At 33.7% G+C, this 26,875-nt stretch carries 26 protein-coding genes and 1 riboswitch; of the genes, 7 read left to right on the top strand and 19 right to left on the bottom strand.

All coding sequences use genetic code 11. The features are described 5' to 3' along the window. Positions 1–20 precede the first annotated feature (20 nt). The 3 genes from HMPREF1151_RS03265 to HMPREF1151_RS03255 all read right to left on the bottom strand — a co-directional run bounded on the left by HMPREF1151_RS03265 (position 21) and on the right by HMPREF1151_RS03255 (position 1,826). Complete coding sequence (locus HMPREF1151_RS03265; RefSeq protein WP_009661183.1) at positions 21–368, bottom strand: hypothetical protein; 348 nt, start codon at positions 366–368, stop codon at positions 21–23. Next, a complete protein-coding gene (locus HMPREF1151_RS03260; RefSeq protein ID WP_005382706.1) occupies positions 358–645 on the bottom strand; it encodes a hypothetical protein in 288 nt (95 codons plus the stop codon). Before HMPREF1151_RS03260 ends, HMPREF1151_RS03265 begins: the two co-directional genes overlap by 11 nt. A gap of 188 nt (positions 646–833) precedes the next feature. Beyond that, positions 834–1,826 carry an AEC family transporter gene (locus HMPREF1151_RS03255; RefSeq protein WP_009661089.1) on the bottom strand — a complete coding sequence of 331 codons (993 nt, stop codon included), beginning with the start codon at positions 1,824–1,826 and terminating at the stop codon, positions 834–836. A gap of 335 nt (positions 1,827–2,161) precedes the next feature. Between HMPREF1151_RS03255 and HMPREF1151_RS03250 the strand changes: the two genes are divergently transcribed. Continuing rightward, positions 2,162–2,773: an acetate uptake transporter family protein gene (locus HMPREF1151_RS03250; protein WP_009661165.1), complete on the top strand. Its 612-nt coding sequence runs from the start codon at positions 2,162–2,164 to the stop codon at positions 2,771–2,773. An 89-nt stretch (positions 2,774–2,862) separates the two neighbouring features. Here HMPREF1151_RS03250 and HMPREF1151_RS03245 read toward each other — a convergent pair whose 3' ends face one another. Both HMPREF1151_RS03245 and HMPREF1151_RS03240 read right to left on the bottom strand, forming a co-directional pair. Further along, on the bottom strand, positions 2,863–3,459 hold the full coding sequence (locus tag HMPREF1151_RS03245) for a hypothetical protein (RefSeq protein WP_009661066.1): 597 nt from the start codon (positions 3,457–3,459) through the stop codon (positions 2,863–2,865). A gap of 17 nt (positions 3,460–3,476) precedes the next feature. Beyond that, complete coding sequence (locus tag HMPREF1151_RS03240) at positions 3,477–3,791, bottom strand: hypothetical protein (RefSeq protein ID WP_009661144.1); 315 nt, start codon at positions 3,789–3,791, stop codon at positions 3,477–3,479. Positions 3,792–4,007: 216 nt separating this feature from the next. Between HMPREF1151_RS03240 and HMPREF1151_RS09975 the strand changes: the two genes are divergently transcribed. Continuing rightward, on the top strand, positions 4,008–4,085 hold the full coding sequence (locus HMPREF1151_RS09975; protein ID WP_227041506.1) for a putative holin-like toxin: 78 nt from the start codon (positions 4,008–4,010) through the stop codon (positions 4,083–4,085). 198 nt (positions 4,086–4,283) lie between these two features. Here HMPREF1151_RS09975 and HMPREF1151_RS03235 read toward each other — a convergent pair whose 3' ends face one another. Together HMPREF1151_RS03235 and HMPREF1151_RS03230 are read right to left on the bottom strand one after the other, a co-directional pair. Continuing rightward, on the bottom strand, positions 4,284–5,066 hold the full coding sequence (locus tag HMPREF1151_RS03235) for a hypothetical protein (protein WP_232198006.1): 783 nt from the start codon (positions 5,064–5,066) through the stop codon (positions 4,284–4,286). Continuing rightward, positions 5,017–5,301, bottom strand: a complete 285-nt coding sequence (locus HMPREF1151_RS03230; protein WP_009661063.1) for a hypothetical protein — start codon at positions 5,299–5,301, stop codon at positions 5,017–5,019. Before HMPREF1151_RS03230 ends, HMPREF1151_RS03235 begins: the two co-directional genes overlap by 50 nt. A gap of 218 nt (positions 5,302–5,519) precedes the next feature. Here HMPREF1151_RS03230 and HMPREF1151_RS09970 point away from each other — a divergent pair, with 218 nt between their 5' ends. Then, entirely contained in the window at positions 5,520–5,597 is a 78-nt protein-coding gene (locus HMPREF1151_RS09970; RefSeq protein WP_227041506.1) for a putative holin-like toxin, read from the top strand. 192 nt (positions 5,598–5,789) lie between these two features. Here HMPREF1151_RS09970 and HMPREF1151_RS03225 read toward each other — a convergent pair whose 3' ends face one another. Both HMPREF1151_RS03225 and HMPREF1151_RS03220 read right to left on the bottom strand, forming a co-directional pair. Beyond that, entirely contained in the window at positions 5,790–6,278 is a 489-nt protein-coding gene (locus tag HMPREF1151_RS03225) for a hypothetical protein (protein ID WP_009661305.1), read from the bottom strand. A 210-nt stretch (positions 6,279–6,488) separates the two neighbouring features. Continuing rightward, a complete protein-coding gene (locus tag HMPREF1151_RS03220) occupies positions 6,489–6,704 on the bottom strand; it encodes a hypothetical protein (protein WP_009661224.1) in 216 nt (71 codons plus the stop codon). A 211-nt stretch (positions 6,705–6,915) separates the two neighbouring features. On the opposite strand from HMPREF1151_RS03220, the gene HMPREF1151_RS03215 reads away from it, so the two are divergent. From HMPREF1151_RS03215 to HMPREF1151_RS03205, 3 genes are all read left to right on the top strand, one after another. After that, the gene (locus tag HMPREF1151_RS03215; RefSeq protein WP_009661113.1) at positions 6,916–8,319 is read left to right on the top strand and encodes a membrane protein; all 1,404 of its coding nucleotides are present in this window, start codon (positions 6,916–6,918) and stop codon (positions 8,317–8,319) included. Between the two features lie 14 nt (positions 8,320–8,333). Beyond that, entirely contained in the window at positions 8,334–9,566 is a 1,233-nt protein-coding gene (locus HMPREF1151_RS03210) for a threonine/serine exporter ThrE family protein (RefSeq protein WP_009661097.1), read from the top strand. 107 nt (positions 9,567–9,673) lie between these two features. After that, a riboswitch (ZMP/ZTP riboswitch) is annotated at positions 9,674–9,761 on the top strand. A 90-nt stretch (positions 9,762–9,851) separates the two neighbouring features. Continuing rightward, positions 9,852–11,063 (top strand): OFA family MFS transporter, encoded by a 1,212-nt coding sequence (locus tag HMPREF1151_RS03205; RefSeq protein ID WP_009661069.1) that lies wholly within the window; start codon positions 9,852–9,854, stop codon positions 11,061–11,063. Positions 11,064–11,185: 122 nt separating this feature from the next. On the opposite strand, the gene HMPREF1151_RS03200 is transcribed toward HMPREF1151_RS03205, so the two are convergent. Continuing rightward, positions 11,186–12,481, bottom strand: a complete 1,296-nt coding sequence (locus tag HMPREF1151_RS03200; RefSeq protein ID WP_009661216.1) for a hypothetical protein — start codon at positions 12,479–12,481, stop codon at positions 11,186–11,188. A 214-nt stretch (positions 12,482–12,695) separates the two neighbouring features. On the opposite strand from HMPREF1151_RS03200, the gene HMPREF1151_RS09965 reads away from it, so the two are divergent. Further along, positions 12,696–12,773 (top strand): putative holin-like toxin, encoded by a 78-nt coding sequence (locus HMPREF1151_RS09965; protein ID WP_227041506.1) that lies wholly within the window; start codon positions 12,696–12,698, stop codon positions 12,771–12,773. 248 nt (positions 12,774–13,021) lie between these two features. On the opposite strand, the gene HMPREF1151_RS03195 is transcribed toward HMPREF1151_RS09965, so the two are convergent. From HMPREF1151_RS03195 to HMPREF1151_RS03155, 9 genes are all read right to left on the bottom strand, one after another. Then, a complete protein-coding gene (locus tag HMPREF1151_RS03195) occupies positions 13,022–13,456 on the bottom strand; it encodes a hypothetical protein (protein ID WP_009661240.1) in 435 nt (144 codons plus the stop codon). Between the two features lie 269 nt (positions 13,457–13,725). Further along, the gene (locus HMPREF1151_RS03190; protein ID WP_009661050.1) at positions 13,726–15,123 is read right to left on the bottom strand and encodes a KAP family P-loop domain protein; all 1,398 of its coding nucleotides are present in this window, start codon (positions 15,121–15,123) and stop codon (positions 13,726–13,728) included. Positions 15,124–15,158: 35 nt separating this feature from the next. Then, positions 15,159–18,521: a DEAD/DEAH box helicase family protein gene (locus HMPREF1151_RS03185; RefSeq protein ID WP_009661059.1), complete on the bottom strand. Its 3,363-nt coding sequence runs from the start codon at positions 18,519–18,521 to the stop codon at positions 15,159–15,161. Positions 18,522–18,585: 64 nt separating this feature from the next. Continuing rightward, positions 18,586–19,695 carry a restriction endonuclease subunit S gene (locus tag HMPREF1151_RS09720; protein WP_009661147.1) on the bottom strand — a complete coding sequence of 370 codons (1,110 nt, stop codon included), beginning with the start codon at positions 19,693–19,695 and terminating at the stop codon, positions 18,586–18,588. 24 nt (positions 19,696–19,719) lie between these two features. Beyond that, a complete protein-coding gene (gene xerA, locus HMPREF1151_RS03175) occupies positions 19,720–20,691 on the bottom strand; it encodes a site-specific tyrosine recombinase/integron integrase (protein WP_009661248.1) in 972 nt (323 codons plus the stop codon). Positions 20,692–20,734: 43 nt separating this feature from the next. Continuing rightward, positions 20,735–21,823, bottom strand: coding sequence for a restriction endonuclease subunit S (locus HMPREF1151_RS03170; RefSeq protein ID WP_009661046.1), 1,089 nt, complete (start codon positions 21,821–21,823; stop codon positions 20,735–20,737). Positions 21,824–21,843: 20 nt separating this feature from the next. Further along, positions 21,844–23,382, bottom strand: a complete 1,539-nt coding sequence (locus HMPREF1151_RS03165) for a class I SAM-dependent DNA methyltransferase (protein WP_009661115.1) — start codon at positions 23,380–23,382, stop codon at positions 21,844–21,846. Positions 23,383–23,965: 583 nt separating this feature from the next. Then, positions 23,966–24,817: a BRO family protein gene (locus tag HMPREF1151_RS03160; RefSeq protein WP_009661211.1), complete on the bottom strand. Its 852-nt coding sequence runs from the start codon at positions 24,815–24,817 to the stop codon at positions 23,966–23,968. 247 nt (positions 24,818–25,064) lie between these two features. Continuing rightward, positions 25,065–26,402, bottom strand: a complete 1,338-nt coding sequence (locus HMPREF1151_RS03155) for a hypothetical protein (RefSeq protein ID WP_009661102.1) — start codon at positions 26,400–26,402, stop codon at positions 25,065–25,067. Positions 26,403–26,875: the final 473 nt, after the last annotated feature.

Below are 26,875 nucleotides of genomic sequence, written 5' to 3'. Positions count from 1 at the left end.
ATTAATGATATTATATCTAATTAAACTAAAGATTTACGAACCTCATTACATAAATCTATACAAATATCCACCTCTCGGCCCTTAAGCCCTAATGGTATATCTAATACTAAATCTAAACCATAATCTTCAGAAAAAGAAAATCCTGGTCCTACCCGTTGTAAAGCATCATGAAACTCTTGTAACTGTTCTGGGATATTAATTAGAGCCTTAACTAATTCACTTCTCCTTGGTCCTAAATAAACAGTAGCCAAATCGTATAAATCCCGAGGATGTAAAGATGCACCTCTAAAGAAAACCTTCTTAGTTACAATCTCTATATCATCATCCACAAATATATTCTGATTAAATACATGCCGTTCACTCTCCATAAATCGATCCTTCTACAGTACTAACAGCCGGGATATGCTTTACTTTGTTATATAATTGTTCCATTTCGAATGGTGTAATATTTTGTTCTACCATAAATTTACGTCTATTTTCTGGTTTTACCTCTCTAAAGAATTCAATCACATATCTCTCAAATTTTCCTAATTCTACACCTGATTTTATTAAATTAACAAAATTAACTATAGGTAAACGTTTATAACGAATACTAATTTCACGCTCTACAAATTCGGATACTGTTATCTTTGGAACAAACGCCATGAAATCACCTCTTTTCTAATTTAATAATATATCCCTATTAATTTAATAATAGCTTCTTTAAATATTATAGGTCAACTGTTACTCCTTATTTATTCCATTATACATCAAACTAACATACGTTTAAAATTCAAATAAAAATACCACATTATAAAAATAAAATCTTCTTATAATGTGGTAATAATTAATCTTTACATCCCAAACAGTGTTAATATTTCCATAATAACTGGTATAACGAATACGAACAATACGGAGCTAATGGTTACGAGTCCTGTGGCAAATGGCAAATCAGAACCTGCTTCATTCGCTACGATTGGCAATACGGCGATTACCGGTCCTGCAGATTGAACGATGAATGTAACGACCGCAACGGGATCCAATGTAATGCCCATGAGGTATTTTGTAGCATATATAACGCAGAACATGATAAACGGTGCTACGGCAAAACGGCCAATGATACCACCGATAGAGTCCTTATTTAAACGCATGCTTTTAAGGCCCGCATCATGTAATACGATACCAATATATAGCAAGGATAATGGTGTTACCATATTTCCTATATAGTTCAACGTATTATGTAATACCGTTGGCAATGGAATCTCAGCATATAAGAATATTAACGCCAAGAAAAAGCCCAATAATGGCGGTGGCAATAATTTTTTCCAAGAAAACTTGCGTACCAAGGTGCGAAAGCTTTCACCATGGCTAGCACCATTCGTAGGCAACGGATCAGCTTCAATGAGGAATACGCCGAACATCCACACGGATATGGTGTTGCCGATGTAGTACAGCAAGAAAAACGGTAATGCATCAGGCCCAAACAATGCAATCTGTACAGGTAGTCCAATAAATAAACAATTATCGTTAACTACCATGTTAATAAATATGCCACGCCGTCCCCGTGGGACATGTACAATTTTCATCATAATAAACGCAATGATGTATGACACTACATAGGTCATCATCACGACAAGTAATCCATACCGCAAGTCCCACAAATCCGACGTTTGCACATTGTGAAGCACGGACATAAATACGCCGACCGGCAAAATGACGGACATGATGAGCCTCGATAGATTCGAGCTAAATGTATCATTAAACATGCCCCGCCCTTTTAAGAAATATCCAAGAGATATGAGCAAGACGATAGGCATGATACTTTGTAATGAAGTAAGAAAAACCATATAACCTCCTACATACTTTATATGTAGTATATCACAAAAGAAGACCCCCGAGTTTCGTAACTGAACCAAAATCTACTGTGCCCATACATTTCTCCAATGGTCAAGAATTATGTTAAATCCATATGCAATACCCAATTTTTAGAGGAATTAAACCAATAAAATCGGCTACGATTTGTAACTATCCTTGTAAGTACTCACTTATCTAATTATGCATTTTAAGCATTGTTACCATTACCTATGGTGTTGATTCAAAAGTGTGATGTATGTTACATTTATGAGGCAGTGCTTTCATGGCACCTATAGTTGTAGTTAGTTGATTGAGAAATGAGGAACACATGGAAAAGGAAATTAAACGAGTTGAAATGAGCGAAAATGTTGCTGACCCGACAGGTCTTGGTTTACTTGGTCTTGCGATTGTATGCTTTGTAGTATCTACATCCCGCGTTGGCTGGTCTGGTCCAACAACATCTGTTATTGTCCCTTGGGCTGTTTTATTAGGCTCTTTAGCACAATTAATAGCGAGTTATTTTGATTTCAAGAAAAATAATCCTTTCGGATCTGTTGTATTCGGTGCATACGGTTTATTCTGGTCCGCCATGGCCGGCGTTTGGTTAATCCAAATGGGCTCCTTCGGTCCTGAAATCCAAAAAGGTTTCGATGTAACACAATTGGCATTCGCCTTTGTGGGCTTCTTAATCTTCTCTATCTTTGGCACCATCGCATCTTTGAAAACCAACAAAGTTGTATTCGCTATTATGCTATTAATCTGCTTTCTATTCTTCGGTCTTGCAACAGACCTATTCTTAGGTGGCAAAACAGGCTTCTTCGCCCTTGCAGCATGGTCTGAATTATTCATCTCCCTCTTGGGCTTCTACGGTTCTGGTGCCGTACTTGTAAACAAGGTATTTGGCAAAACTGTATTCCCTATGGGTAAAAGCATCCTATAATAGTTGGAAAACTAGATAATACAATTAAAGGTCTATATATTACTGAGTTGTAATATATAGACCTTTTTCATTACATATGTACCTTTAATTTATTTATAGCTAAACTGCGCATCCATAATCATTTCTCGCAGTTGCTCAATGCGTACACCATTTGGCAATCTATCTCTATAGAACTGCAATTTATAATAGTATCTAGTTCCTTCATAATCAGTAACTAATACCATGTCCGTCCTATTCTTTAATGGCCAGCCATACATAAATTCAGCTAGTAAACTGCGCACACCATCATTATTAACCTCTATTACATCATCCTTAATAGGCAATACCATCTTAACAGTCGGTTCAGGAATCGTTCTATCTTTAACAAGATTCTTAATCTCATTATCCAAGGACATACTACTATCATCAATAGATTTAGCCTTAACATGCATAAATACCCCATCAGAGGTTCTAAACACCCTACCATCAATATCTTTTGTTTCGCCCTGCGTTTCAATAGCATCCTTTAATACGCGGAATTGATATGGTCCGAAGAATTTTGTTTCTGTAAAAGCATCTAACGATTCATCATATTGACCATTATGCTCATTCGTAACACGTATCATTGGTGTTGTATCAATTGCTTGTGAAAGCACTGGTGTCGCTAGCAATACCCCAAGGCTGATAGCATATATAATTCGTTTCATCTCTACGCCCTCCACGATTATCGATGATACGGATAATCCTGTTCAATATCCTCTCTATAATCATCTTTATACCGGATTTCATCAATCTCTGCTGGAGTCAACACACGACCTTCAGCATCAACATATTCACGAAACTCATTAAAATATACCCCTTCTATATCTGAAGGTTCTAATTGTGGTTCATACGATTCAATATTTCCGTATGTACGATTAACTTCGTCTAATATGCGATTCTGTTTCTCTATATCCGCATCACTATCTGTTTGATTATTCGATGATCTAGATTTTGCAATAAATGCAATGACGATGACGGCAATAACTAAGTACAACATAGGCATCTCCTACAATATGACTACTATATTATTAATTGTAACATATTGGGTTATATAAATTTAAAAATCAAGTAAAAAAGGTTCCTATTGGTCACCTAGGTGACTATTAGGAACCTCTAATCTATTTACTTTTACACTTGACATCGTTATATTGAACTTGAGGCCTCTAAATGGGTCCAGTCTTTGCTAATCTTCTAGAGATTGGCGGTGATCAATATGAGTACATACAAAGTATTATCGTTAATGATTTCCTTTGGCATACTTGTAGCGACCATTATCATGGCTGCAAAGTGATTGACCTCTAGCTAAAAGCTAGCTTTCTAATCGTGGCATGAAAAAAGGCCCGACAGAGAAGTCAGACCGTTTCTTCAATTTTTTACTTTAGAAGCGAAGTCTGGCGTCGAAACCATTTATGCCTCACTTTGATATAAATTATATCATATTTAATGAGGGAAAGAAATCTCATGTGATTTCTTTCCCTATTAATATCTATTATTTATTTACAATCAAGTTAAATACGTCAATAGCATCAGAGTTTTTACTATGTGGTTGTAATACATTTACATCGATTAACATATTACGTAACTGTGCTTTTGTTATACCTTGATCTAATTTTGTATATTCAATAACATTAATAAATCTAACCTTATCATTTTGTGTGATAAATAGCATTAGACCACTACCATCAAAAAATTCTTGTTCAAGAAAAATCCCAGGACTACCATCATTCCAAACTAAGTTGTAATGATATGATTTGATAGTATTAGAATTCTCTGTACTGTCTTGCCCCAAAGAAAGTATATCATCAACATAACCATACGGATCCTCACTATTACTTGTAGGTCTGCTAACATAATCTACATGCTGTAAAATCGTATCATTATAATTATAGACTTTAATTTGATGTCCTTCTAATACTTCATCACTCACTAAGCTATCTTTTAATACCCTATACGAAAATACATTAGTATCATTTGGTATTATCTGTTTAGAATATGCATTCATATCGGCTAATGGAGTTATAGATGGTAATACATAATTAACTAATAATTGATTTGCTATATCTGAAGATGGATGATTATCCGCCTTAGGTTCAATAATAAAACCTAAACGATATTGAACATCAGGTTCCTTTTCATAGACAAATCTAATCATATTACTCCAGTATATATCTTTCGACTGTTTTTCTTTAAAACTAGCTTGTTCCCAATAGGAATCTCTTAATCTAGGATAAGTAAAATCTGCCCCCTGTACTGAATCTTGCTTTAATACCATAGTGGACTTTTGATTTTTTATACTCCACCATATCCGGTTTATTTTTACTAGCTTCATATGACTCACTCACCATCTTAGTCTTATCTAATTTTATATATTCATCTGAAAAGACATAATTTTCATAAGCATTTGAAGCAACACTTGGGTCTGCACCAGGAATATTTATATCGATAGCTTGAGCAGATAAACCAATAGAACTCAATATAATAGAACTTAATAATAATCGCTTTAGCATATACATATCTCCATACAATACTAGTTTTAATCGTATTGTAACATATTAAGTTGAGTGAATTTATGAAAGTCAAGCAAAAAAGGTTCCTATTGGTCACCTAGGTGACTATTAGGAACCTCTAATCTATTTACTTTTACACTTGACATCGTTATATTGAACCTGAGGCCTCTAAATGGGTCCAGTCTTTGCTAATCTTCTAGAGATTGGCGGTGTTCAATATGAGTACATACAAAGTGCTATCTTTAATGATTTCCTTTGGCATACTTGTAGCGACCATTATCATGGCTGCAAAGTGATTGACCTCTAGCTAAAAGCTAGCTTTCTAATCGTGGCATGAAAAAAGGCCCGACAGAGAAGTCAGACCGTTTCTTCAATTTCAATTACTAGAAGCGAAGTCTGGCGACCAAACCATTTATGCCTCACTTTGATATAAATTATATCATATCTAAGCACGGAAGGGAATTGAACAATTTCCTTCCGTGTTTCATTTATAAACCTTCGTGGTACATACGAATAGCATAAAACTCTTGAAATACAGGTGGTTGATCCTCCATAAAATTTCTCATAGAAATGAGTCTACGTTTTCCTACACGTCTATCTAAAACTGCAAAGATACGTACAATTAGATTATCACTAACCAAGCTCTTATCTATGTTTTGATTCTCAAATTCATCAAAAGCCTGATAAAAGCATCGCTGATCAAATACGCCTAATTCTAGTGCTGTATTGTCTATAAACGGAAAACCTTCATGCATTCTCTGTTCATAGGTATCATCTTTAGGAAACAGATGGGCCTTCACATATTGATTCCAATAATTGCCTTTTATAATTTCCTTACCATTATATCGTATAGCAGCCCGCCCCTCATGATCAGGCGATTTACTATAAGTGGTAACAAAATATTGAATATATCCTCGCAAGCTGATAGCAAGATATTCTGTTTCTAACTTATGCCGTATTCCAGACCACGTAGCCATAGGATTCACACCTCAACACACGAAACAAATATACACATTACTTAAAAGGATAATCCTGCTCATAGTCCTCTTGATAATCTAGTTTATGACGAACCGCATCAACTTCATTGGGACTTAGTACATTTCATATTACTATTATTGTATCATAGCAAATCTACTTCACCCTTATAGGTATCTCCTAAGTTTGCAATCTTAGCATCTGAAATAATACTATGCAATAATCCCTCGTTCACCATCTTCTCTAACTAATAACGTAATTACATATTGTGTATTAGGCTCATTCGGCAAAGCAAAAGAAATATCATTGGCCACAAAACTTGGTTTTTCCTTTGTTTTCATAGTACTCCAACGACCATTTATAATATTCGCTCTTTTGAAAGCTGTAAATGGCAATGTATAAGACAGCCCACCTTCTGGAGTATGCATATGTATCTCTGTTACAGCATTATATTGGGCTCTAGATATAGAATAGTTTAAATTTCTACGTTTGACATCGCTATATTGAACTTAAGACCTATAAATGGGTCCATTCTTAGCTAACTTTATAGAAATTGGCAGTAAGATTTCCATCAATTGAATCATTAGTATGATATAATATTAGATTATTAAGTTATGTATTTGAAAGGAGAATTATATAATGCAACAATCATGGAAAATTGCATTTGCCTACATAGGTGTTATTGTAGGTGCAGGACTCTCGAGTGGACAAGATCTTCTACAATATTTTATAAGTTTTGGCCAAATAGGTCTTATTGGTGTTCTATTACTAGGTCTATTAAATGCCGCATTTGGTAAAATCATGCTTTCTTTGGGGAGCTACTATCGTGCAGACAATCATGAAGAAGTTTTTACACAGATTTCCCATCCTATTATTACAAGAATACTTGATTTTGTACTAATCTCTGGTAGCTTTATTATGGGATTTGTTATGATTGCTGGCGCAGGCTCAAACTTAGAACAACAATTTGGATTCCCTTTTTGGCTTGGTGGATTAATTTGCTCACTTTTAATCATAACCGTATCATTTATGAACTTTGACAAAATAACCAGTGTTCTAGGTGTTTTTACTCCTATCATGATTGTTATGATATTCATCATTACAGGCTACTCTTTTATTGGTAAAAGTCATGATTGGACTACATTAGAGGCTATAGCCCACACAATCAAACCAGCCACAAGCAATGTATGGTTTTCTGTCATTAATTATTATTCTCTATGTGCTATGACAGCTGTTTCTATGGCCTTTATTTTAGGTGGTTCTGTTGTTCGTATTGGTATTGCAGAAAAAGGTGGCACTCGTGGTGGCCTATTAGTCGGATTAGTTGTTTTTATAGCTGCTATCTCTATTTTTGCAAATCTAGATACAGTAAAAGATGCAGATTTACCGATTCTTGCTATTGCTAATCAAATTCATCCTTGGCTAGCATATATATATGCAATCACAGTCTTTTCACTTATTTTTAATACAGCATTCTCTCTTTTTTATTCTATTGCTAGACGTTTTGCCAACGGCAGCACAAAAAGAATGAGAATTGTTATTATTTCTGTAGTAATCATAGGATATATATGTAGTTTCTTTGGTTTTAAAGATTTGATTAGTATCCTCTACCCAATTCTCGGTTATATGGGACTATTACTCCTAATTATTCTTATTTATGGCTGGCTCCGTGATCGTAAAGATATCATTATGGAAAAACTCTTCCGAAGAAAGATGCTCCATTTATCATTAAAAAAACATAGTCCTCACAAAAATCTTTCAGAAAAAGAACGCGAACTATTCCATACATTAGGTGATATTAGTCAAGCAGATACAAAATCTCTTAAAGAAGATATTCATAATGAAGCAAAAGAAATACTTTCAAATACGGAAACAGTTCAAGAGCTAAAAGACTATGTAGAAGAGCATCTCTCAATAGACGAAGAAGTTATACATCAAAATATCAATATTCTACAAGAACAACAGGAAGAATCAAAATCAACTGAATCTTCTAAAGATAGACCTATCAAAAAGTCCAATATAAATAACAATGAAGTAAAATGAACAACGAGGAAATAATGACAGGTGTGGAATTAGAAATTATACTAAAAGCTGGAAAAATACTACTTAGCAGTGGCGCCGAAATCAGTCGTACAGAGGATACTATGAACTACATAGCACGAGCTATGAATTTTAAAGATTTAGAAGCCTACGTATCCAATAGAGGTATTTTTGCAACTGCTAAGAAAGCTGATGGAACTGAAATTACTCGTATTTGTAACGTTCCTGAAGTCGATATTAACCTCAGCAAAATTGAATCTGTTAATGCTCTCTCCCGACGTATCACACAAAAAAATATTACTATTGAGGAGATTGAAAGTGAACTTAATCAAATTGATACCATGTCAGACTATTCTTTTTTTTGGAGATTAGTAGCTTATACGTTAGGAGCTTCGGGCTTTAGCTATGCAATTGGTAGTTCTATAACAGACTCTATAATTGCCGGTATTATAGGTTTGGTATTAGGTATCTATGTGTGTTCCATCAAACGCATACTTAGCTCTGATGTATTGATTACCATTTTAAGTAGTATTCTAATAGCCTTATTGGGTAATCTCTTTATCCACTTTGAACTAGGATCCAACCTATCAGTTATATTACTAGGAGCCATGATTGACATTGTTCCCGGAGTTCCTTTCGTCAATGCTATTAGAGAGTATAGCCAGAATAACTATAATACAGGAATAACCCTTATGATGGGCGCGTTACTTACCTGTATTTCAATGGCTGTAGGGGTCGCAGTAGTACAATCACTACTCTTCAACACACAAATGATTCCTCTTTATACCTCTAATTTAGATACTAATTCCTTAACCTCTATGTTTATGCGTAGTATAATGGCTGGTATTGGTACTACAGCATTTGCAATCTTATTCCGTGTAGCTAAACAACATTTTATCGATTGTACAATATTAGGATTTATCTCATGGTTCTTGTTCTTAACATTATCTTCACTACAGTCTAATGTTATGCTCTCCATATTCATCAGTGGTTTTATCATCGCCATAGCATCAAGAATATTGGCTGTTAAACGGAAATGCCCTGCTATAGTTTTCCTAATGACTAGCTTATTCCCTTTACTACCAGGGCTCAGCTTTTATCGATCCATTTATTATATGCTAATGGGACAAGAAACTATTGCCATTAGCTTCGCAAAAGAATCCTTTTTGATAGCTTTTACAATTGCTATATCTATCGTAATTGTAAAACATATAAAACCACCACGAATCAAAAAATACACTTATAAGTAATATAACCCTATAATAAATTCATGTAAATTAAAGCATTCTGTAATAGTTTAGTAACATAGTGACTTATATCACCGACAAAATATATTGTCAATTGGTATATTTATTTCATCTTCCTACTGGGCTGACGGATACGTAGAATTGACTACATGCACAGTAGCACACATCGTGTGATAGCCGACCGTCTGGGCAAGCTTTTGTTCAGATGGTCTTTTTTTATTGCCATCTCATAGCAAATGCTTCTTTATCAATTTTTGATAATCTCACGTATATGAAAGGAGTTTTTTTATGAGAAATCGTTGGCTTATCGCACTTGCAGCTATTGGGCTGCACATATCCATCGGTAGCGTGTATGCATGGAGCGTGCTCACGCGCCCTATCATGGTAGATATGGGATTTACCTTATCACAAACAACCTGGACTTTTTCACTAGCCATTCTAATGCTTGGTCTATCTGCAGGTTTTCTTGGATCCTTTGCAGAGAAGATTGGTCCTAAAAAAAGCGGTCTCCTCGCCATGTTATTTTGGGTAGCAGGTCTATTCGGTACAGCCTATGCACTTAGCATCCATAGCCTTACCTTACTATATCTATTCTACGGTATCATTGGCGGTATTGGACTAGGCATCGGCTACATCACACCAGTTTCTACGCTCGTAAAATACTTTCCAAATCGTCCTGGATTTGCTACCGGATTAGCTATAATGGGATTCGGATTTGCCTCACTTATTGCAGGTCCTCTTATGCAGTACCTTGTGGCTCATGTGGGCTTAGTAAATAATTTCATTATCCTTGGTATCACATATCTTATAGTTATGAGTGCTTCTTCCCTTTATTTGAAAGCACCTACGCCAAAAGAACCGACACGCTCTAATCAAGATAAATCTACCATGTACGTACATAATCACGGTATGCTAGCTAATGATGCTATGAAAACATGGCAATTCAGTGCTCTATGGTGGGTCTTCTTTATTAATATTACCTGCGGTATTGGGCTCCTATCTCTAGCATCCCCAATGGCACAAGAAACCATTGGCATGACACCAGCAGCTGCGGCCTCTCTAGTCGGTATTATTGGCATTTTCAATGGTGGTGGTCGCATTCTATGGTCCACTATCTCTGATTTCCTTGGACGAGCACAAACTTATATATTATTCTTTATCATGGAAATCATTGCCTTCTATTTACTGTCCCAAACCAATAGTGCATTAACATTCCAGATTTTAATACTCCTCATTATTACCTGTTACGGCGGAGGCTTCTCCTGTATGCCAGCATATCTTGCAGACCTCTATGGTATACGTCAACTCTCTACCATTCACGGCCGTATCCTAACAGCTTGGGGCTTAGCCGGCATCGCTGGTCCCATGATTGTATCGTACTTCCACGAAGCCGGATATGGCTATTCCATGGCTTTAGTGTGCTTTGCAGTTTTATTTGTATTAAATACAATAATTGCTATAGTCTTAAAAATGTATGGCAAGAGGGACCTTCATAGCTGACATCTACATTTAAACATGAAAAAAGGCCCGACTGTGAGGTCAGACCGTTTCTTCAATATTAAAATTCGAGAAGCGAGAGCTGGCATCCGAACCATTTATGCCTCACTTTGATATCAATTATATCATAAAAAATCTACTTCGCCCTTATATGTATCACCCAAGTTTGAAATTTTCGCATCAGAGGCGATTCCTGCTAGTGCTGGCAAACTCTTTCGATTTGCATCATATTTATAATAGATTGTATGTATATAAAGATTATGTGCATCTTGCGTGCTAAATCGCCATTCACTAGTACCATCTTCATATTCAAATGTTACCAGCACGCCAGGAACACCATCATTCCATATATACGTATGGCTACCACTACGCATATTCTTTCTAGTTTTTAACTGTGCTTCAGAGATTGTGACAATGTCAACAAGATTAGCCCAGATTTCCCCCTTATGCTCAACAGGATATACTTCTATCATCTGCGAAATACCTGTAGGATCCTTATATATTTTAATATGCTCATTACCGGATGCTTCCTCAACGGCATCATTTAACACCCGATAATTATAGTTATTAAAGCTTTCAAAATGACTATCCTTATTTAACCGTTCTAATGAAGTAATATTAGGCACAATGTAATTAGCAATAATATCCTCTATGCCCCGTTTACCAATACCTCGCTCGCCATCCTCTCTAACCATCAAGGTAAGTACATATTGCGTATCAGGCTCATTATTTAAGGCAAAAGAAATATCATTCGCTACAAAGGTAGGATTGCCTTTAGTTTTCATGGTGCTCCAACGGCCATTAATAACCCTTTCCCCTTTGAAAGTACTACCATCAATACTGGATATATCAAACTGATCTTGATTCATATGTGACCATTTTTCCTGCAATGCAGAACGCACATAGCCTTGCTTTAATTCATTATAGGGTTTGCCCAAATACTGAGCACTTTGCTCATACGGATGATTATCCACAACTAAACTAGTATAAATAAAAGGATGGTTAAATGTATACACTAATGTATTAGTATCTTTCACATTTGGAATAGGTGCAGATTGTGTGCCACCTTTGAAAGCTGGAAACGGCAGTGTATAGGAAAGCCCGCCCTTATCAGTATGCATATGGACTTCGGTTACAGCATTATATTGGGCACGCCACATAGAATAGTTTAAATTTCTACGCTGCTCAGCATTCATCTCATCAACACGATATAGCAATCTAGCCGCATCACTAACCTCCGCAACACTAGTAGCATTATAGATTCGTTCATTAAGAATACTATCCATCAAATCATTCTTATAAAAATCAGCACTAGAATGCTTAGATTTTGCATTATACCCAGGCAACTCATTAGCATTGCTGCAACCACTCAAACACAGTATAGCAATCAGACCACCGAATAACAAAGATTTTCTAAACATAAGATCTCCTCAATACACACTAACTATATTTTGTATATTGTAATGTACTTATATAGTAATAAAATGATAACAAAAGAGGTTCCTATTGGTCACCGGGGTGACTATTAGGAACCTCTAATCTATTTACTTTTGTTATTAACAAGACTATATTGGGCTTGAGGCCTCTAAATGGGTCCAGCCTTTGCTAATCTTCTAGAGATTGGCGGTGATCAATATGAGTACATACAAAGTGCTATCTTTAATGATTTCATTTGGTATACTTGTGGCGACCATTATTATGGCTGCAAAGTGATTGACCTCTAGCTAAAAGCTAGCTTTCTAATCGTGGCATGAAAAAAGGCCCGACATTGAGAGTCAGACCGTTTCTTCAATTTTAAAAATCAGAAGCGAAGTCTGGCGTCCAAACCATTTATGCCTCACTTTGATATAAATTATATCATATCTAAACACGGAAGGGAATTAGACAATTCTCTTCCGTGTTTTCATTTATAAACCTTCATGGTGCATACGAATAGCATAAAACTCTTGAAATACAGAAGGTTAATTCTCCATAAGTTCTCTCATAGAAAGGAGTCTACGTTTTCCTACACGTCTATCTAAAATGGCAAAAATACGTACAATTAAATTATCACTAGACAAATTTTTATCAATATTTTGATTGTCAAATTCTTCAAAAGCCTGATAAAAACACCGCTGATCAAATACGCCTAATTCTAATGCTGTATTGTCTATAAACGGAAAACTCTCACGCATTCGCCTATCATAAGTATCATCCTTTGGGAATAGATGCGCTTTCACATATTGATTCCAATAATTACCCTTAATAATTTCCTTCCCATTATATCTTATAGCCGCCCTGCCCTCATGATCAGGTGATTTACTATACGAGGTAGCAAAATATTGAATATGGCCTCGCAAACTAGGTACTAAATATTCTGTTTCTAATTTATGTCGTATTCCGGACCATGTAGACATACTATTTACTCCTATCGGGCTACATGAGAGCCATTTGTTAAGCTTAATAGATCATCTAACTCTAATGCATTATCTATTCTGTATTGCACTTCCTCTTTCATATTTTTCCCTTTTAAACACATAATCGAAATGTACATTCTTATATCATCATTTTTGTACATTCTTAGAGTATCATTTACACCTTAAAGAGACTCTTACAAAATTAGTCTAAAATAAAATATAAAATTTATTATAACCCTGATACAACAAAAGCCTATCTAAATAAATATTCAAATATCAAATTTAGCTTTTCCTGAGAATAGATTAATAATATTTAAAAGATTACCTCTTGTATTACTGTCAATATTAAAATAATTTAACATCAAATTATCTATACTGTTCTTACTAGATAAGTAATTAATTTCATGATTAAATAATTCGTTGTAACAATACTCTAGTGCTCTCTCTAATAACTCTTCTCGTTCAGAAGATAAATCTTGATTTGCTGATAAAATGAAAAACAATGCACTTCTTCTAAATCTATCTTTTTTTAATAGTCCTTTTATAATCTCATGTTTCTTTCCCGAAATAAAATCTTTAAATTCTTCCACAGAATAAAGCTTTAAAGCTAATAATATAGGGGTAAAAACGGCATATAAAGAGTCTAATTCCTCAGAAAAATCATTATTTTGATATATAGTATTTATATAGCTATGAAAGGCTATATTAACCTGTTGATTAAAACGTTGAATATCTCTTAGATTAAATTCAAAATATTTGGCACATGCTATAGAAATATCATCAATACGGTCTGTCCCTGTTTTCTGCCATAGGTATTTATAATATTCATCTGTAGAAATAGTTGGTACTGTAAGTCTTAAATCTATAAATCGATCTAAATACTTCCAACCATTGAAGCCATCTCCATAATATTGCTTTATACAGTATTGAAATTCACTTAAGTTTGTAGAAAGCACAAAAATTACTTTATCATTATTAAAATAATGTTTTATTATCTCAAGTAGTTCAACAGCAAAACTAGGCCTACAGCGGTCAAGTTCATCTATAAATACAACTAATTTATCATATTGACCCTCACATATATAATCTATAAAAGAGTCAACTTGATTATCCATTTGTTCTATAAATTCCAACTCTGAAAACCGCTCCTCATCATTAACTCCACATAGCTCTTTGGATCCTTTAAAAATCAATTCCGCATCAATCGGTGTAACCCCTTTAACAATATGTGAAGCACCTTTTAGTAGTGATTTTATAAAACTCGTCTCTTCTTTAAAATAATCAATTCCACCAAAAGTAAGTATCATGGTTCTTAGTAGAGTAAAAAAAGGATTATTAGACTTATCATGCTTCCAAGCATCATAATAAAAGGCTTTATATTTATGCCCTATAAAATTGTCTAATTTTGGAGATGTGCTATTTAATACAGTTTTAAAATCACTAGTAATATTTTCACTAGCAGAATCTAAAAGCCATTTTACCTGATGAACAAAATGCGTTTTTCCACTACCCCATTCACCATCTATAGCTATAACTCCACCCTTCTCAATATTTAATAACATGTAGATAAAATTATGAATATGAGTATTTCTATTAAGAGTATTATTGATATAACTTTTACGTAAATTTTCTGCAGAAAAATCACTTGTATGCTTTTGTATATCCATATAGACCCCCTTATATATGGCTGCTAGTAAAATACCTATTTTATGCAGGCATTACTTTTTATCTGCTCAACTATATTTGCAATTTCTTCTATTTCAACAGGCTCAAAAAGTTTCCAAAAATCAAACGGTCTATCAAGTGGAGGTGCCGTTAACATATCCAGAGATTCCATATATCCATTAACCGCAATATAGTTAATAACTTGTTTAATAAAGTTAATTTGATCACTATTCATAGACTTGGTATTAATTAAATCTGAAAAGGCTTCTTCAGCAGCTTGTGGGCTCATCTTTACAATATCTCTAACAACTAGTCCAAACTCTTTACCTTTAAAGCGTTTTTCATAATCATCTTTACTACCTAATTCATGAATAAAAATATATTCCAATGCTTTATAGTCTTCTTCATTAATCGGATTATTATTAATAAGTTTTTGAATGGTTGGATGATCTTGATGCGTTAAGAAATATGACTCAACTTTTTCTTGATAGCTTTCGAAAACTTCAGGCATAAGAGTATCGCCTTCTCTAGTTAATAATACTGAGTCTGTAATTGTTGTTACAATAACCCTTCTTTCTGCAACATCAAGAAACTGAATTAAATCTCTGAGTTCTTTTCGTAGATGATTTAGCTGTAATGCATCAACAATTTGCCAATATGTATCTTCTTTTATTAACTTCAAAAAATCTTGTTTTTTTCTAATTTGTTCGATACTAATTTTTTGTAATAAAGTATTCGAAAGACTTATTACACGTTTTTTAAAATAGTCAAGAGATTGACCATTAAAGAGATTTAAAATTCCTTCGTATACAAAGTTGTCAAATCCTCGTGCCAAATTCTCTTTAACATCAGCACAAATTAAAGGGGCAATATAAGTAATTAAGTCATGCTCATCAATCTTTGATAAATAATCAAATGACGTTTTTACACTATATTTATCTACATATTTTAACTGTAAACGGACAACCGGTTTTGTTACTTCTAAATCAGTAATTTCTTTATAGCACTCATCTACAAGTTCTGAACGCCAGCTTTGATATTCTTCACTGCCATATTTTTCAGTTTGTAGTCGTGCAATAATTTGAGCACGCTTAGCAAAGATTCTTTCACCTAATGTAGCACTATTCCCTTTTACTTCTACCGTATTTTTTTGATTTCTAAAATACTCAAAATTTTTACAGTAATCAAAGATATAGAAGTACTTCTTACCTACATAATCACCATTATTTTTATCAAAAAACTCCATTTCTGGACAGAGTCGAGTGCCACGACCTATCATTTGCCAGAATTTAGTCTTTGATTTTATACGTTTAAAAAATACCAAATTAACACATGCTGGTACATCAATTCCCGTGTCTAACATATCGACTGAAATGGCTATATCCGGTTCACCATCTGAAAATTTAAACTGGTCGATTAAATGTAATGCATGTTGATCAGAGCTAACAATAACACGTGCTTTCTTCCCTTTTGAAGAGCGATATAACAAATTAAATCTCTCTTCAATTAAATAAGCATGCTTTTTATTCTGAGCAAAGATAATTGTTTTACCTAAAGAATCTCCATTATGAGTCTTTATACCATTCTGATCCAATTCTTTGAGAACATGATCTATTGTATCTGTACTATAAATAATAGAATTTACTTCTGTAGCAGAATAATCGCCTTGAAATTCTCCCGCTTGCTCCATAGCTTCATCTTCTAGTCGTTCCTGGTCTTCTTTTGAAAGTTCATCATAAACAATACCATCGGATAAAAACTTTGATTCTATCTCAAAGTTATAATATGGAACTAAATAATTATCTCTTATAGCCTCGTCATAGCTATATGCATATGTAGGAACTCCGTTTTCAACCTCAAAGAAATCAAATGTATTTCTATCCACTTCCGATTTAGGTGTAGCAGTTAAACCAACAAGAATAGCATCAAAGTATTCAAATATAGCTCTATATTTTTTGAAAATACTCCGATGGCTTTCATCTACTATAATTAAATCGAAATGACCAGGTGTAAATAAGCGTTTACCTTCTCCATCGAGTGACTTTTCAATGGCATTTAATATTGTAGGATATGTTGAGAAAACTATACGGGCATTTTTATCATCTTTGCTTTCACAAAGATTACATAACGATGCAGACGGTAAATGTTCTCTAAAAGCATCATTCGCTTGACTTACTAATGCAATTCTATCTGCTAAAAATAATACATTCGTCACTTGGTTACTTCGGAAAAGCACATCAACTAAGCTTACTGAAGTTCTAGTTTTACCTGTGCCAGTTGCCATAACAAGTAAGCTTCGTCTAACCTTATTTTCAAGATTTTGACAAACAGCCCTAATCGCTTCCTTTTGATACGAGCGTGCTGAAATATTATCATTAATTGGAATAGTACTTAAAATAGGCTTATCTAGTTTTCTACGTACAATAAGTCGTTCTAGATCACTTACACCATATACACTACTTACACGCCGCATATTCCATTCAAAATCATCCCACATATGTGTCTCATATCCATTTGATAGGAAAATAATCGGACGTTGCCCATATTTACGTTCTAATGCATTTGCATAAGCTAATGCCTGTGTCTTACCATCATTTATATTGCGGCTAGTTTTCTTGGCCTCTATTAATGCGAGTGGCTTACCATCACGCCCTATTAACACATAATCTACACTAAGATTTGAACCACCTGGAATGTATGGATTTGCGACCTTAAACTCTTCAAACACATTTTTATTAGGGCCTTCAAACTCCCACCCCATTAATTTAAGATCAACATCGATTATACATCTACGTGTTTCAGCTTCTGTTTCAGGAACTTTAGGTAAACTACGATTTACAATATGCTCAGATTTAGAGGCAGATAATAACTTTGAAAGCTTTTCAATTTCTAAGTACAGATTGTCAATTTGTTGAGCATTTTGAGCAATTAAACTTTCTTGCTCTTTGATTTTCTTAACATCTACTGGAACTATAGCCTTAGGAATTGCACTCTCATCAAATGTACGCTCTACATAATTATAACCATAACAATAATCAATCCATTCAATAAAATTAAATAATGCTTGTAGTGAAATAATCGCTGTTCTTGGCAAAATTTTGGTATCAGAATGGACAGCCAAATTCCCCATTTTTACAATTGGTTGTAATTCACGCCACAAAGATTCAGGCAACTCATCTTTAAAGGACTTAGCATGTAACAGTGATTGAAGATTATCTTTATAAGGCATAATTATGCTAGTATCCGCTGTATATACCCATTTGACAGCTAATTCTAACGCCTTACGACAACCAATTGCACACATAGATGGTGATGAGTGAAATACACGCTCCGCCTCAATAGCTGCATCTGCAAAAACTTTATATTCAACTATTTCATTAAGAAAATCAAAATTAGCCATATATAATCCCCTATACATATAACTTCATCTGTTTTATATAATACTTAGTTTAATTATACACCATTTAAGCAAATTTCAATTTGTTGATTTGCGATAAAAACTGAATATACTGATTCTGTAATTCGATTGGCGGAACTATAATTGGAAACAATTCAATATGAGACTTATTTAATTGGCGTTTATCAATTCCACCCACGCATACTGTTCTAATTAGATTTTTATACGCCTCACTTGTTAGTATAGACAGTATAAAGTTTGGATTATACTCCGCCTTCAATCTAACTAAGTATACATGTCCATTTATATTTGCTTGAAAATCAGGACCAGTATATAATGCACATCGTCCTAAACTACTGTTCTCTGTATTAAAGCGTCCTGTTTTCGTAATCAATAAATCATTTTTTCGTAACCTTGTTTCTTTCATCTTTTCATTAAGTGATTCACTAATATGTACAACATCATCTAAATCCAACCTATTATTCCAAACATTTTGGCTTCGAATAAACAATACCCCATGATTAATATAGACTCGACTTCCACCTTGAGGAGTATTTCCACTCGTTATTTTAATAGATATCTCATGCAAATTCATAGAAGCCCATTTTTTATTATTAATTACTGGATCACCAAACATTTCTACAAATCGGGATTTGACAATATCATCAAGTAACAATAATTTCTTTTTATTGTTATTAATAATACTACTTAATAAGTTTAATTTACGCTTTATCACTCTTTGTATAATAATATCTTTATTTATTGATATCTCAAAATCAGAAAACTGTGTTTTATTAATAATTGGTACTACTGCAGAATTACAAATTCTCTGCAGCCTATCTTTATTAAAAAGTAAATTATAAGCAATATACTCTATATCATAATGAGGTTTAACATTTAGACTATTAATTTGCTGATTAAATGCTACTTTTTGAGACGTTATCCCAACTTTACCAATTATTCCAATACAACTAACTAAAATACAATTCGATCCGACTATTCTTGCTTTTCTTTCGGCTTTATTAGATATAAAGCTATTTGCTTCCAATTCAAAGTGACTTTTAAAACTATCTGGTTTTATAAACGGAATATCATTCGAATCATAATATTCATTAACTTTCATACTAGGAGTATTTCCTGTCATAATATCAGCCAATTCACCAAGTTTAATTTTCATTTATCTCACCAAATATGAATTTGATTATCCAATAAATTTTCTATGAGATATTTTTACATTGGATTGATTAACCATTGCATAATGCATTGTGGTATCAATTTGTTGATGCCCTAATAACTTCTGTACTTGTTCAATAGGCATGCCTTTATCAATAGCCCTTGTTGCCATAGACCGTCTAAACTTATGAGGATGTACCCTCTGATCTAATAAAGCTAATCGGCCTAACTTTCTAAGTCTTATTTCTACACCACTAATTTTTAATCTTTCAAAAGGACTATCTAAGGTAACAAATAAGGCTTCATTATAATCATTTCTTTGTTCCAAGTATCGTTTAAGATGAACTTTAGTTTTAGCATCAAAATAAACCTTACGTTGTTTGTTTCCTTTACCATAAACAATACATTCTCTTTCTTCAAAATTAATATCATTTATATTAAGGTTTACTAATTCGCCTACCCGGATACCTGTTGAGTATAAAAGATCTATCATTGCTAAATCACGAATATGTAAGCATGAATCTCGAAGTTTTTCAATACATTCTTCTGATAAAGTTTCTTTAACTTTACTACCAGTTCTTATTTTATGAATCCGTCTAATCGGACTTTTAATTATATAATCCTCCGCTTCAAGCCATGAGAAAAAACTTGAAAGATTTCTTCTAATATTATCTACAGTGGTTTTACTACAATTATTAATTAATTGATATTCTGCTAAATAAGCTCTTAACTCATCAGTATTAACCTGGCGTAATGGTGTAACTATTATACTAAGCATATGCTCAATAGTAGCTTTATAATAAGCTAAAGTTCGTTCTGAACACCCTTCAATCCTTTTAGCAGAAATAAACATATCCATATACTCAATATTAGTATATGGATATGTTTGATTATTTTGTGTATTTAATTTCTTCTGTAAAACAATTTGTAAAGTATATAATTCTTTAGCAGACAAAACTTCACTCATATCATGTAATATATCATTGATTAATTGTTGCATAGGTATACCTCTTTTCTTTTTATATTAGTATACCAAAAGAATATTAGCCAAAATATTCTTGCATTAATGAGTCCATTAAGAGTTGAGCCTTATCAATAGACTTTTGAACATCAGCTTTCAATTTGTTGATTTGTAAAGCAAATTTGATAAATAATTCTTGTTCTTCTTGTGAAGCAATAATAGGTATCAACATGTTTTCTAGGTGAGATTTAGAAATAATCCCCTTTAAACTCATTTCCACATTAGCTATGATACTAGGCTTAAATAATTTTAATAACCAATAAATATATAATGGATTAATATTATTTTTCAAAACTATAGCGTTAATCTGCTGATTAAAGGCCACAGATCTATCACAAATTCCAACATTACCTATACTTCTTATACTTCCTGCTATACATGTCATAAGCAAACTATCCTTAGGTGCAACTCGCCCCTTTGCTGCACCTTGTTCAGACAAAAACTCTTTTGCCTGAGAAATATATAAATTAGTACTAATAATATTATCTGACTTTATCCATTCAATATAATCCCCATAATATTCAGGTGATTTTCTACTTGGCGTATTGCCAGTAATGATTTTTGCAATAGAGGAGAATTTAACACTTTTATTGAGTGCCACCATATTCGGATCTCCAAACATTTCAACAAATCGGGATTTGATAAGTAAATCATATTGTTCTAAAACTTTTTTATATGTCCTTAAATGGCTATCAATCAACTCTAATATTTGTCCAATATGTTTTTGCTCACTATATTCTCGTACTTTAACTTTTCTTTTTTTATAATCTTTAAAATATATATGTGGAATTGTTGCTCCTGTATTAGCTTTACCTAAATCTAAATATTTAATAAGATAATACAAATACTTTAAATCAACATTTTCTTTGGGAAATATATATTGAATGGTACCAATAACAGACGAATTTGCAGGCAATTGCATAACCCGACCTACACCAGCGCCATCTTTAATAAGACCTAAATAAGGCTTGCTTTGATGAAAAAAGTCAACTTTAGTTATTTCACCAGGTGCACCATATACTGGATAAATACCACTATCAAACACTAAATCTTTTTGAGCTAAATTTGATAATCCTTTATCACATAATTCAGCCAATTCTATAAATTCCATTCATCTCACCAAATATGAATTTATTCATTTAACAATCGTTCTAGCTCAGCTGTATCAGCTATGATTTGTTCATTTAATGCTTTAATATTAGCTAATATTTCGCTAGTTGGAGGATATTCGACCGGGATATATTCAATCTCTTTATATTTATTAATAGATAAATCATATCCATTATCCACGATTTCTTGTTTAGGCACTAAGAAGCTTTGTTCAGTACGCTTCCGTTCACTTTCACTATCAATATGTTCAAAACGATCAATAATATCAGCAATGTCATTGTCTTCAATAGGTTGTCGCTTATCATCTAAACTAAAACCATCTGCTTTCATATCATAAAACCAAACATTAGTAGTTCCACCAGCTTGAGTTTTCGTAAAAATCATAATTGCTGTAGACACTCCTGCATAAGGTTTAAAAACCCCCGAAGGCATAGATATAATAGCACGCAAATGATGATTCTCAATAATTTCTTTTCGTAGAGCTACGTGTGCTTTAGATGAACCAAATAGAACTCCATCAGGTACAATACAGGCACAAGTACCACCTTTTTTCAAAATTCTTAAAAATAGTGCCAGAAATAAGAGCTCTGTTTTTTTTGTGTTATTTGTAATACTACGCAATTCATCGTTAATTGTTTCTTTATCTAAACTACCTTTAAATGGCGGATTAGCCAAACAAATAGTATATGCATCATGTATAGTATTTTGTTTTGATAAACTATCTTTATAATCAACCTGAGGATATTTGATAGAATGTAACATTAAGTTCATTGCAGAAATACGAAGCATTGTTGTATCTGTATCAAATCCACTAAACATATTACTTTCATAATGTTTCCAATCAGCTTTGTCCATTTTTTCACTATGATAAGCTCGAACATATTCCGCAGCAGACACCAGAAATCCAGCTGTACCACAAGCAGGATCACAAATTATATCCTGTGGTGTAGGCTTTAATAATTTGACCATCATTTCTCGTATATGTTTTGGTGTTCTAAATTGTCCATTCGTTCCAGCCGTAGATAATTTTGAAAGCATATATTCATACAGGTCACCTTGCATATCTAAATTCGCAATGTCATGAGTATATAAATCATCTAATCCAGTGATAATTTTTTCAAGCACTTGTGCAGTCGGAACTATAAATGTAGCAGTAGACATATGTTTAGAAAAGAAATCAAAACCATCCTTTGTTTCATCCGTATCAGGAATTGGTATTAGCTTGCCATGTTCATCAAAATCTGGTAACTTCCCATGCTTCATAGCCTTAATCGCTGGGAATACAAAATTAGAAACAATATTATAGATTTCATCAGCATTTCTAAATTTAAAATTACTCCAACGCATAGCTTGTCCAATATCCGACTCTGGAAAAATCAATTCCACATCTGCACCAAGTAAAGTCTTATTCCGGATATTATTAATTTCTTGATCATCTAATGCACGTATAAACATTAAATATGTAATTTGCTCAATTACAGATAAAGGATTAGTTAAGCCTGCAGCCCAGACATTCTCCCATATCTTATCTACTTTATTTTTAATTTCACCAGTTATCATATGCATTCCCCTATAAATAGATTACATGTTTCTTTCATAATAACATAATTTTTATCCTAATAATATCCATTAAAATAACTAGCTATAAACTTATTAATACACGCCTAATCAGTCAGTCATTTATAATACACCATAATATATAATATTATACAAATAAAATACCACATCATTCAGAACCCAAAATGCTCTATATGATGTGGTATTATTTTCTTTACGATCTATTTCATCACTATATACAAAATGTAATACTACTTTTCGGATTCTTCAATTTCGGAAAACCATATTTCTCCAACGCATGTAAAATCTTTTGAATAGTCTCTTTGGTATTATCTTTAGACACAGGTATAGAACTTACGATATATATGATTCCCTCAGCTTTTGCAGGATAAATACTTACAACACAATCATGACTATGTATGATGCGAAGCAGGTATACATCATAGGTAGACTCAATATAAAAATCAAACTCCTGATTTTCATGTATTACATCAGGTATGTCGTGTACTAGCGCTACTATACAATCAGATATCTGAAAAGAATCTTCATCAAAATGTACTCTAAATTATGTTTTCGTTTCATTCGTTCAAGTCGTTCCTCTATCATGTTTCACCACATCACTAATTAGTCGTCCTAAATCAATAGCATTTTTAGATGTAATAACAGGTTTACCAGTTCTAGCTTCAATCGATTTACGTGCATCACCAGCAATAGAACCACCATCTTGAGCAACTTGTTTATTCTCGTCTAATCCTTGAGGATTAATTGCCTCTGCAATATCCTTTGTAGCCGTTTCGGCTAACATATTTAAGATAAGTTCTGTAGTAGACATATTATCTCGTAGATTTTCTTTTTTTAGCCCCTTAAAGTCCTTATATTCTCTAGTCGTCATTCCAGACCAAGCTTTAGAGATTTCATTCGTTAGGATAGCATATTCATTACCAGCTTTAACACCATGATCTTGCCAAGTATCAGTTAATTCTTTACGAACCTGAATGGCCTGTAATCGTTGATTAATCCATTCTCGGCTATAACCCTTACGCACATATGATTCTAAAGCTCTATCAATCGTGAGTTCCGGATCAATGATTTCATCAATACGCTCTTTACCAACTTCGGCCAACCACATTTTAAACGGTTCCGCTTTAGGAGAAGGCACAGATTGGATTATACGAAAAATACCTTGCATATCGGCAACATCTGTTAATCGCATTTTACCATCTGGAGCTTTCAATTTTAACTGTCGACAAATTGTCGACAGTTCACTTTTCTCTTCTTCTGACATACGTTTTTTCACACGATACCAATAGTCACGCGGATTATTGCTTTCAGTCAGAGAACCTATCATATCAACTACACTAAAATACCACTCTTCCCTTTCATTATCCCACACAGAACGAATTTGACTACCTTCAAATATCTTTACATCATCACTCATACATCTTCCTCCTCTCTTTAAATACAAATATATGTTCTATATTATTATCTATAGTATACGCCTTTTAGCATAAGAAATAAAGATATTTTCTAGAAAAATAGAACTCTTTTTTAACTTTCATCACACATAAAAAGCTCTCTATCGCGAGGTATATACCTCACAACAGAGAGCCTATAGTTACATGAAAAAATCTAACCTATGGTGAGAGTCACTTCACAAGGTATTTTTAAATTCCTTACATTATCTATTATTTCGTATTCTTAATATCAACCGTCGCCATGTCTTTTGGCATCTTAGCCCCAAGTCCACTTTGGAATGTGTTATAGTAGTCCTTATTGTTATTAGTGTCTACATATTGCACAATATCTCGCAAATCTTTTTCGACCAAAGAACTCGTATTATAGGTCATAATAAAGTGATTGTATACATATTGTTTATCATGGGATATTAACATATATATCGTTGTTTTAGGGCGCTTAATTTGCATATATACGGATGGCATAGCATCATTCCATACGGTAGCAAATTGGATTGGCTGGTGCATCGAATACTTGTCAGTTAGAATAATACTGCGTACAGCTTTCGGGAAAATCTTCTCTGGATGTTGTATATCTTCAGCCTCAACTGGCATAACCATGATACCTTCTCTATACTGATCGCTATCGTATACGTACATGTACGAATCATTTTTATCTTCCCGAATCATTTTACTTGTTTTTAGTGTTAAGAATGTAAAATCATTAATTGTTAATGCTTTGCTTTTTGAAAATATATCCTTCGCTGGTTCAATGGATGGTAATACATAGTTTACCAACGGAGACATTATCATGTCTTTAGTCTTATCAACACCTTGAGCTTTTAACACGCTAAACTGTTTTCTAGGCATAAAATTATAACCCACATGATACGAAATCGTCGGTGTATTCTTCATCGTAAAATTAAGGCTCCCCACCATTGGTGCATCCTTAGCATACGTGATATCCCATGTCGCTTTTTCAACCGTAGGATACGTAAATTTACCAGCATATAATGAATGGTCATCACCACGAAATACGCCAGCTGTTTTCTCTGCGATAACTTTCATATCATCAACAGTCAATTTGCTATAAGGAATCTTACTATCCTCCCAATTATTGCCTGCTGGTTGATGACGCAATTCATAAGCCATCATACCGTCGGGGCTCATAATCATTGCATTTCTGAAAGCAGGTGTACCATCTGCAATCTTCTCAGTATTCCCATATCGACTCGAGTAAGGCATGGTGAATTTTACATTGGCTCCATCCTCTTTCAAAATAAATATTGATGAAGAAAAATCTAATGCATGGTTCAACTCACGATTTGAATAAATGATATCATTTAAATCAAATTCGCCATTACCTACCACTTGTTTGGGCATATATGTTTTTATATCCTTTTCAACATCCCGTTCCATTTGCTGCGCATCCGCATCAGTCTTGCGATAATTCTGATACGCATCCTTTGATACAGTTGGATCTGCGCCAGGTATATTAATATCAATTGCATGACCACCCAATGTAACACAACTTAAACAAAGCGTAGCCATCAATACACGTTTCATCATAATAACGCTTCCTTTCACATAAACTCTCTCAAATAGTATATATATATAGAATATCATATTTCGTTTGACTTATAGTAGTATAATATAAGTATAGAAACTAGGAGGTGATTACTATGAAATTTACTAAACGTATACTCATTATGACTGCTTTAGCCGTGACTGCTGTAGTGTCCACAGGATTTGCTTATGATTATGTATGCAATAATTCTCAGTACAATTGCAATACTAACACACAATACAACTGCAATAACAATGCTAACTATGCACCATGTAACAATAACAACCAAAACTATTGCGGTCCAAACTCTAATACTAGGGGATGCGGCGGATATAGAAGATAAGATATTAGACATGACAAAAGCCTATAGTACGATTTTCGTGGGTTATAGGACAAAAAGTGTGTGTGACTAATCCCAATAAGTTGGAAAATCTGTAGACATATGTAGCTCATTCCAAACAGGAGCATCACCCCA

Origin of the sequence: Veillonella sp. ACP1 (assembly GCF_000286635.1) — a bacterium.
In the GTDB taxonomy this organism is placed as follows: Bacteria; Bacillota; Negativicutes; order Veillonellales; family Veillonellaceae; genus Veillonella; species Veillonella atypica.
This window is presented reverse-complemented; position numbering and strand designations above follow the sequence as displayed.

Excerpts from the sequence above, each read along its gene's own strand:
- HMPREF1151_RS03265 (WP_009661183.1), bottom strand. The coding sequence starts at position 368 with ATGGAGAGTGAACGGCATGTATTTAATCAGAATATATTTGTGGATGAT.
- HMPREF1151_RS03260 (WP_005382706.1), bottom strand. The coding sequence starts at position 645 with ATGGCGTTTGTTCCAAAGATAACAGTATCCGAATTTGTAGAGCGTGAA.
- HMPREF1151_RS03255 (WP_009661089.1), bottom strand. The coding sequence starts at position 1,826 with ATGGTTTTTCTTACTTCATTACAAAGTATCATGCCTATCGTCTTGCTC.
- HMPREF1151_RS03250 (WP_009661165.1), top strand. The coding sequence starts at position 2,162 with ATGGAAAAGGAAATTAAACGAGTTGAAATGAGCGAAAATGTTGCTGAC.
- HMPREF1151_RS03245 (WP_009661066.1), bottom strand. The coding sequence starts at position 3,459 with ATGAAACGAATTATATATGCTATCAGCCTTGGGGTATTGCTAGCGACA.
- HMPREF1151_RS03240 (WP_009661144.1), bottom strand. The coding sequence starts at position 3,791 with ATGTTGTACTTAGTTATTGCCGTCATCGTCATTGCATTTATTGCAAAA.
- HMPREF1151_RS09975 (WP_227041506.1), top strand. The coding sequence starts at position 4,008 with ATGAGTACATACAAAGTATTATCGTTAATGATTTCCTTTGGCATACTT.
- HMPREF1151_RS03235 (WP_232198006.1), bottom strand. The coding sequence starts at position 5,066 with ATGGTATTAAAGCAAGATTCAGTACAGGGGGCAGATTTTACTTATCCT.
- HMPREF1151_RS03230 (WP_009661063.1), bottom strand. The coding sequence starts at position 5,301 with ATGCTAAAGCGATTATTATTAAGTTCTATTATATTGAGTTCTATTGGT.
- HMPREF1151_RS09970 (WP_227041506.1), top strand. The coding sequence starts at position 5,520 with ATGAGTACATACAAAGTGCTATCTTTAATGATTTCCTTTGGCATACTT.
- HMPREF1151_RS03225 (WP_009661305.1), bottom strand. The coding sequence starts at position 6,278 with ATGGCTACGTGGTCTGGAATACGGCATAAGTTAGAAACAGAATATCTT.
- HMPREF1151_RS03220 (WP_009661224.1), bottom strand. The coding sequence starts at position 6,704 with ATGCATACTCCAGAAGGTGGGCTGTCTTATACATTGCCATTTACAGCT.
- HMPREF1151_RS03215 (WP_009661113.1), top strand. The coding sequence starts at position 6,916 with ATGCAACAATCATGGAAAATTGCATTTGCCTACATAGGTGTTATTGTA.
- HMPREF1151_RS03210 (WP_009661097.1), top strand. The coding sequence starts at position 8,334 with ATGACAGGTGTGGAATTAGAAATTATACTAAAAGCTGGAAAAATACTA.
- HMPREF1151_RS03205 (WP_009661069.1), top strand. The coding sequence starts at position 9,852 with ATGAGAAATCGTTGGCTTATCGCACTTGCAGCTATTGGGCTGCACATA.
- HMPREF1151_RS03200 (WP_009661216.1), bottom strand. The coding sequence starts at position 12,481 with ATGTTTAGAAAATCTTTGTTATTCGGTGGTCTGATTGCTATACTGTGT.
- HMPREF1151_RS09965 (WP_227041506.1), top strand. The coding sequence starts at position 12,696 with ATGAGTACATACAAAGTGCTATCTTTAATGATTTCATTTGGTATACTT.
- HMPREF1151_RS03195 (WP_009661240.1), bottom strand. The coding sequence starts at position 13,456 with ATGTCTACATGGTCCGGAATACGACATAAATTAGAAACAGAATATTTA.
- HMPREF1151_RS03190 (WP_009661050.1), bottom strand. The coding sequence starts at position 15,123 with ATGGATATACAAAAGCATACAAGTGATTTTTCTGCAGAAAATTTACGT.
- HMPREF1151_RS03185 (WP_009661059.1), bottom strand. The coding sequence starts at position 18,521 with ATGGCTAATTTTGATTTTCTTAATGAAATAGTTGAATATAAAGTTTTT.
- HMPREF1151_RS09720 (WP_009661147.1), bottom strand. The coding sequence starts at position 19,695 with ATGAAAATTAAACTTGGTGAATTGGCTGATATTATGACAGGAAATACT.
- xerA (WP_009661248.1), bottom strand. The coding sequence starts at position 20,691 with ATGCAACAATTAATCAATGATATATTACATGATATGAGTGAAGTTTTG.
- HMPREF1151_RS03170 (WP_009661046.1), bottom strand. The coding sequence starts at position 21,823 with ATGGAATTTATAGAATTGGCTGAATTATGTGATAAAGGATTATCAAAT.
- HMPREF1151_RS03165 (WP_009661115.1), bottom strand. The coding sequence starts at position 23,382 with ATGATAACTGGTGAAATTAAAAATAAAGTAGATAAGATATGGGAGAAT.
- HMPREF1151_RS03160 (WP_009661211.1), bottom strand. The coding sequence starts at position 24,817 with ATGAGTGATGATGTAAAGATATTTGAAGGTAGTCAAATTCGTTCTGTG.
- HMPREF1151_RS03155 (WP_009661102.1), bottom strand. The coding sequence starts at position 26,402 with ATGATGAAACGTGTATTGATGGCTACGCTTTGTTTAAGTTGTGTTACA.